We start from the raw sequence: 5,972 nt of genomic DNA on the forward strand, positions 1-5,972 counted from the left end.
GCACAAAGTTTTTGGAGATCATTGCGGGTTGTCCCCTTATTGTCCAGACAATAACGAACACAAGAGTTACGCACAAACTGAGATGTCCTAATTGCTTCATCTAGTCTCTGGTATTGTTCTGGTGTCCCGTTTTTTAACTTGGCTTCTACGACTAGCATTGATTAATCCTCGACCCTGGAGCAATTAAGTATAACACAGTTTACCTACAAATGGTAGAATTAAAATCGTGCTTTGCGGTTAATATCCTGGTCGGATTTCATCCCCCGCAAAGGTTGATGTCTTGTCGAAAAATTTAGCGGGGGCATTCATCCGACATTTAAGGTAATTTCTGTTCGTCCCCCGGGGACAGTTTCGGACGAGCGAGCGCGTCATATAGGATTTATGCAATCGACAAAAATCGCCTACATTAAAAGTTTGACAATCTCCGCCCTTTTAGGGCGGAGATTCTTGGGCTGAATCCTGCCTCTACTAGCAAAGCTAATTTTGGTCTTACAGTTTCATGTCTAGTTCGACTACACCTATAAGGCAAGCACTCTTAGGGACTACTCCCCAAGCGTAAATTCGGGTATGCCCTACCCTATTTAATTTTTTTGATCTCCCACCTATGCCGTATTTTTTTTGATTAGGGCAGTGAGGTATTGGGGCAACCCAAAATGGGTCGGTGACACTAGCTTTTGTCCAATGGTCAGTTCGCGTGCCACGACTACACATCTGATTTTCCGCTTGCCAATCAGTTTAACACAAAGCCGTCCTAAAAGGACGGGATTTTAACCCAAATTTTCGATAAATTACCCGACCTTGCCGGGTTGCCCAAACCAGTTGATCGGGATCGGGTAGCCGAATGTTTTTCGCTTCCCAAGTGGTAATTACATCAATCTTCAGATTCCGCAAAGCTTCCACGACCGAGCGTTGACCCGCATCTTCATCAAGGTAGAGACGGATTTGACTCATTACAATTCACCGGCTCGATATCGGGATTCCCAGTCTTCACAATCGGCTCGGTAAGCATCGATATCGGCCTCTATCTGTTCTTTATTCGCGTGATAATACGCTAGAGCGCTATAAATTTGAGCCAGATTTAACTGAGGATACTCCCTAGCGATCGCTTCGGCACTCATTCCCGTTTTATGATCCATGACTAAACTTTGAATCGTGATTCTAGTTCCCGCGATCCGGGGACGAGCATTACAAATATCCGGACTAGCCACAATAAATTCGCTAATATCGATGCCTGTAGCCATATTTTCGCCTAAAGAAGTCCCTTTTATTGTAGCTCGATCGATACATCCGAACAACAAAAAAGCACCCCCTTTCGAGGATGCGTTTTATCTAATGATTTAGACGCTAACTGATTGAAATGCCAAAAATAGGAGATTTATAGACTTTACCATCAAAGTTAGGTTGATGACTGAAGCTGGAAATCGCCATCATGTTGTATAAGCAACACGATTAATAACAATTGCTATTAGGAGTCTTTTTTGGCTTGCTTTTTATTCAATTTTCCCGTGAAGAAAGCACCGAATCCGAGTAATCCTAAACCCAATAAATTGGACGGTTCAGGAACACTAACGCCACCAGTATTTTGAATAATGGGGTTTTGGGTGACTGTTACTGTTCCAGCAGCAGTAAATGTTAACCCCGTCACAAAAGCAGTAGGATTAGTTGGATCGAGCATTTCCGCAGGATCGATATCACTGATGCGAAAATCACTAAAGCCAAGGGGATTAACACCCAACAAGTTGAAAGTTGTTCCCGCAACTAGAGAATAATTGCCAAATCCGGGTAATTCTAGGATAAAGTTACTGTCGCCCTGGGGGAGAGCATTGGGGATTAAAACAGAGGCGAATAAGGGTCCGCCTGTCACTGCGTAATCGTATCCTACCGACACAATCGGATCGAAAAAGATGGGGTTAGTTGTACCCAATCCATTATCACCGACGGGAACACCAGGAAAGGTAAAACCGTCGGGGTTGCTTGGATTTGGGGTAGGGAGAAGCGGATTGGTAGGCGTTGTTCCGGGTTGGGAAACTGGTTCTCCATCTAAACGAGCAATCCAAGCTTCGTTCAGACCATTAGGGTTAGTCCCATAACCCACAACCGTTAACCCATCGGCAGAAATTGCGTTAGCTCGATTCAAAGACCAACCGGTTAAATCTAAACCATAATCATTAGTTAAAACCTGTTGTAAGCTCCGCATCCCTTGCGTGCTATTCCAGATAAATGCCTCTTGAAAGAACATCCATTGCGAGGTGGAAGCAACCACAACGGAACCATCGGCTGATACTGCTAGACTTGAAACCGTAGTTCCAGGTAACTCCCCTAATCCTACCATACCCGTCTGTTCTGTCCAACGCAATACCTGAACACCATTAGGACTTTCACTATAACCAACCACAACAGACCCATCTCCTGATACTCCTGATACTCCTGAAGCACCGCGGAAACCTAGTCCTACCATACCTGTCCCTTGTGTCCAACGAAATGCCTGAAAACCAGTAGCACTATTGCTGCTACCAACAACAACAGACCCATCTGCTGACACTCCTCTAGCATGGCTAGAGAAGAAATCACCCCCCGATAAGTCCCCTAGTCCTACCATTCCCGTCTGTTGTGTCCAACGGAATGCCTCCCCACCACTAGCACTGTTGCTAAAACCAACAACAACAGATCCATCTGCTGATACTCCTCTAGCACCGCTATTGCGACCACCTCCCGGTAAGTCCCCTAGTCCGACCATTCCTGTTGCTTGTGTCCAACGGAATGGCTCTTGAAGGCTGCCATCAGGGTAAATAATGCTGTTGTCACCAACAACAACAGACCCATCGGCTGATACTCCATAGGCTCTGCTTTCACGCCCATGGCCACCATCCCCCGATAAGTACCCTAGTCCGACCATCCCCGTTGCTTGTGTCCAACGGAATGCCTGAGAACCAGTAGCACCATAGCCAGTACCAACCACAACAGACCCATTGGCTGATACTCCATAGGCTTCGCTGCTGAAACTACCACCAGGTAAGTCTCCTAACCCCTGAAAAGAGGCGGCTTGTGCCTGGAAAGCCACCCCGATCGCACCCAATCCGATCCCTAAGCTGATACAATTAGCTAGTATCTTGTTCATAACCTGATAAGACTCCAAAAAACTAAGTGATTCTTACAATCTAGATGTTCACTTTGGTTTTGTCTGTGGGAATTTGTGGCCATTTTGGATTTTCTGATACAATAATTTTTGTGGGATAAAGTGGGATTTAGTGACAAAAAGGAGGGCAAGGCTCATGAAACAAGGCTAAATTTTCGTTAATAAGGCAAGAGAACAGGCAAAAGTTTTCGCTTGTTTTTCCAACTTTAACAATATCTAATGTAAAGGACAAATTACTAAATTAAGAGGTTAATCAGTCAAAAAAAGGCAAAAAATGGAAGAATTATTAGAGTTAAAAAATCTATTACTAGCTGGCAATGTTCCCGATGCCTTGATCTTGGTAGAGGAAATGACAGAAATTAGCAAAGATGATAAGCTCAATAAGATTTTTAGCTTTAGTATTATTGTTCTATTACATCTGATTAAACGGCAAGCAGAAAAACGCAGTACCCGCTCATGGGAAACCTCTATTTCTAATTCTGTTCGACAGATTCAACGCATTAATCAACGACGTAAAACTGGAGGAAATTATCTAACACCAGAAGAATTAAAAGAAACCTTAGATGATGCTTATTTTTCAGCTTTAAGACAAGCATCATTAGAAGCTTTTGAAGGTATATATCAACCAGAAGAAATTGAAGCTATGATCGATAAAAATCAAATTATTAATCAAGCATTGGCATTAATATTAATCGATTAAGTAACAGGTGACAGTCGGAAACAAATCAGGAGGTTTAAATGTCAGGAAAAGCGAAACCCAACACCCAACACCTAAATCCGTCTGAATCGGCGCTCTCCTCCTCTCATTGCTTTTTGTTGGGTTTCCTTGGGTCTATAGTTGGGTTTCCTTGCGTCAACCCAACCTACTTTAGTTTCCTTGAGTCAATCCAACCGACGGTAGCAGAAGTCAAAATTATTCGTTATGTTGCTTAAAGATTAGCAGCCTATTTAAAAACCTTAACAGAGGAAAATTAATGATTAACTTAGAACAAATTCAACAAGATATTAACCAATTACCTGAAGAAGCACAAAACTTACTGATTGATTTTATTGAGTTATTAAAAAAACGCTATTCTTTAGCAAAAAAGCCAGAGATTGCAGCAAAAATAAACCCTGAAGCTCAAAGTACCCTAGACATTTTAAAAGAATCTGGATTAATCGGTTGTATTAGTGCAGAATCAGACCTTTCTACTAATTATAAATCCGTTCTCAAAGAAGGATTAAAAGCTAAATATGATCATCGTTGATACTGGGTTCTGGGTGGCTTTATTTAACAATAAAGATCAATATCATCTAATAGCACAGCAAACCTTAGCACAGTATTCTTCTCAACCTCTAATTACAACTTGGTGTGTTTTAACAGAAAGTTGTCATCTTCTTTTACAACGTTCTCCAAATCTCTATACAGGAGTTGAAAAACAAATAAAATTAATGAACGTATTTGAGAGACATCCCCAAAAATTTCTATTATTTCACCTTGAAAATACTCATCTAGAAAGAATTCAAGACCTTATGAAACAATATCAAAGTCTGCCAATGGACTTAGCCGATGCCTCCCTAGTTATCTTAGCAGAAGAGTTAGGAAATGGACGTATCTTATCAATTGATAATCGAGATTTTAATACCTATCGCTGGAAAAATAAAAAACCCTTTATTAATCTTTTCTCAAATTTCTAGTTAATCAGTAGTCCGTAGAGTGTAGGGTGCGTTAGGCGGCTATCAATTTAGTCAAAAAACCAAAATTAATAATTCGCCGTAACGCACCACCTCTATTATTAAATTGGTGCGTTACGCTATTGAAGAGCGCACCCTACGAGTCCGTAGAGTGTAGGGTGCGTTAGGCGGCTATCAATTTAGTCAAAAAACCAAAATTAATAATTCGCCGTAACGCACCACCATTAAATTGGTGCGTTACGCTATTGAAGGGCGCACCCTACGAGTAATATGACTACAAGCTTTACTTTCTAAGGCGAATTTGGTATGACAGTTTGCCCTTCCCGACTTTATGGGGTAAAATGTTCGTAGGCAATACATTGATCTCTTGCAAGAGGGAAGTAAAATGATTATTAGTCTGATAAAAAAACAAGAAACCTAAAATATGTTCCCTTATCCCAAACAGCAATACAAATGTTCTATCGCTTACTTATATGGATATTCAAACCCTTTTAGAATGGACAGATAAACAGGTATTAGAGAAAACCGGTAAACATCTTGATTCATTGCAAGAATCCATCTTACAGGGTATTTGGGAACATCAAGATTATGAAGAAATTGCCAAAGATAATCAGCGCAGTTATGACCATATAAAAAAAGAAGCATGGAAGTTATGGCAACTGTTATCTGATGTTTTTGAAGAAGATATAAAAAAGTCTAATGTTCGTTCTATTTTAGAAAATAAAGCTTCATCTACTATTTATCACTTTGTTAACTATCATTGTAATAATATCGGCAATAACCATATAAATATCTGTCGAGAAAATAATCCTTACTCAGAAAACAACTTAAAAAAGTCTTCAAATTTTCCAGATAATGATCATCAATCCCCCATAATTAACCTAACAAAAGCTCCTGAATTAAGGTGTAACTATGGACGCGATTTAGAACTATCTACCTTAAAAGAATGGCTAGATAATAAAACTCGATTAATTACTATTTATGGGTTAAGTGGAATCGGAAAAACAGCTTTAACCCTTAAATTAGTTTCAGAAATTGCCCCAGAATTTGATTATATTATTTATCGCAGCCTGGAAAATATTCCTCAATTAATCGCTCTCAAAGATGATCTAAAACAGTTTTTCAGCCAATCTCTATCAACCCCCTTACCCGATATAATAGA

At 40.4% G+C, this 5,972-nt stretch carries 7 protein-coding genes and 1 pseudogene; 4 read left to right on the forward strand and 4 right to left on the reverse strand.

Annotated features, from left to right (window positions below; translation table 11 throughout):
- From IM500_RS22540 to IM500_RS22555, 4 genes and pseudogenes are all read right to left on the reverse strand, one after another.
- Window positions 1-158: pseudogene (locus IM500_RS22540) on the reverse strand (RNA-guided endonuclease TnpB family protein); the annotation flags it as partial.
- A 577-nt stretch (window positions 159-735) separates the two neighbouring features.
- Window positions 736-951: a DUF5615 family PIN-like protein gene (locus IM500_RS22545; protein ID WP_242034786.1), complete on the reverse strand. Its 216-nt coding sequence runs from the start codon at window positions 949-951 to the stop codon at window positions 736-738.
- Window positions 951-1,241, reverse strand: coding sequence for a DUF433 domain-containing protein (locus IM500_RS22550; RefSeq protein WP_147073951.1), 291 nt, complete (start codon window positions 1,239-1,241; stop codon window positions 951-953). Before IM500_RS22550 ends, IM500_RS22545 begins: the two co-directional genes overlap by 1 nt.
- A gap of 224 nt (window positions 1,242-1,465) precedes the next feature.
- On the reverse strand, window positions 1,466-3,118 hold the full coding sequence (locus IM500_RS22555; RefSeq protein ID WP_287739577.1) for a PEP-CTERM sorting domain-containing protein: 1,653 nt from the start codon (window positions 3,116-3,118) through the stop codon (window positions 1,466-1,468).
- Window positions 3,119-3,410: 292 nt separating this feature from the next.
- On the opposite strand from IM500_RS22555, the gene IM500_RS22560 reads away from it, so the two are divergent.
- From IM500_RS22560 to IM500_RS22575, 4 genes are all read left to right on the forward strand, one after another.
- Window positions 3,411-3,836 (forward strand): DUF29 family protein, encoded by a 426-nt coding sequence (locus IM500_RS22560; protein ID WP_287739578.1) that lies wholly within the window; start codon window positions 3,411-3,413, stop codon window positions 3,834-3,836.
- Window positions 3,837-4,110: 274 nt separating this feature from the next.
- Window positions 4,111-4,383, forward strand: coding sequence for a hypothetical protein (locus tag IM500_RS22565; RefSeq protein WP_002761103.1), 273 nt, complete (start codon window positions 4,111-4,113; stop codon window positions 4,381-4,383).
- Window positions 4,370-4,813, forward strand: a complete 444-nt coding sequence (locus IM500_RS22570) for a type II toxin-antitoxin system VapC family toxin (protein WP_106909825.1) — start codon at window positions 4,370-4,372, stop codon at window positions 4,811-4,813. Before IM500_RS22565 ends, IM500_RS22570 begins: the two co-directional genes overlap by 14 nt.
- Window positions 4,814-5,283: 470 nt before the next feature.
- Window positions 5,284-5,972 (forward strand): ATP-binding protein (locus IM500_RS22575; RefSeq protein WP_287739579.1); only part of this gene is annotated, 689 nt, incomplete at its 3' end.

The organism is Microcystis sp. M179S2 (genome assembly GCF_020245805.1).
Lineage (GTDB): Bacteria > Cyanobacteriota > Cyanobacteriia > Cyanobacteriales > Microcystaceae > Microcystis > Microcystis aeruginosa.

Coding starts and splice junctions, on each gene's coding strand:
- IM500_RS22545 (WP_242034786.1), bottom strand. CDS start 951: ATGAGTCAAATCCGTCTCTACCTTGATGAAGATGCGGGTCAACGCTCG.
- IM500_RS22550 (WP_147073951.1), bottom strand. CDS start 1,241: ATGGCTACAGGCATCGATATTAGCGAATTTATTGTGGCTAGTCCGGAT.
- IM500_RS22555 (WP_287739577.1), bottom strand. CDS start 3,118: ATGAACAAGATACTAGCTAATTGTATCAGCTTAGGGATCGGATTGGGT.
- IM500_RS22560 (WP_287739578.1), top strand. CDS start 3,411: ATGGAAGAATTATTAGAGTTAAAAAATCTATTACTAGCTGGCAATGTT.
- IM500_RS22565 (WP_002761103.1), top strand. CDS start 4,111: ATGATTAACTTAGAACAAATTCAACAAGATATTAACCAATTACCTGAA.
- IM500_RS22570 (WP_106909825.1), top strand. CDS start 4,370: ATGATCATCGTTGATACTGGGTTCTGGGTGGCTTTATTTAACAATAAA.